Raw genomic sequence first — 332 nt, 5'->3', positions numbered from 1 at the left:
TATGGAGCCAGCCGCCTAAGGTGGGACAGATGATTGGGGTGAAGTCGTAACAAGGTAGCCGTATCGGAAGGTGCGGCTGGATCACCTCCTTTCTATGGAGAATTGATGAACGCAGTTCATCAATAAACGTTGACTTGTTTTGTTTCGTTCAGTTTTGAGAGAACTATCTCTCAAGTTTAAATGTATGTTCTTTGAAAACTAGATAACAGTGTAGCTCATATTTTTTTAATTTTAGTTTGGTTAAGTTAGAAAGGGCGCACGGTGGATGCCTTGACACTAGGAGTCGATGAAGGACGGGACTAACGCCGATATGCTTCGGGGAGCTGTAAGTA

General features: G+C 43.4%; 2 rRNA genes. Both read left to right on the top strand.

The features are described from left to right. A 16S ribosomal RNA gene (locus MR066_RS27080) occupies positions 1 to 92 on the top strand; the annotation flags it as partial. A 146-nt stretch (positions 93 to 238) separates the two neighbouring features. Further along, positions 239 to 332, top strand: a 23S ribosomal RNA gene (locus MR066_RS27075); the annotation flags it as partial.

It is taken from the genome of Bacillus cereus group sp. BfR-BA-01523 (genome assembly GCF_022662615.1).
Taxonomy (GTDB): Bacteria; Bacillota; Bacilli; order Bacillales; family Bacillaceae_G; genus Bacillus_A; species Bacillus_A mycoides.
Note: the sequence above shows the minus strand (reverse complement) of the source record. Positions and strands in the feature narration are given on the sequence as shown.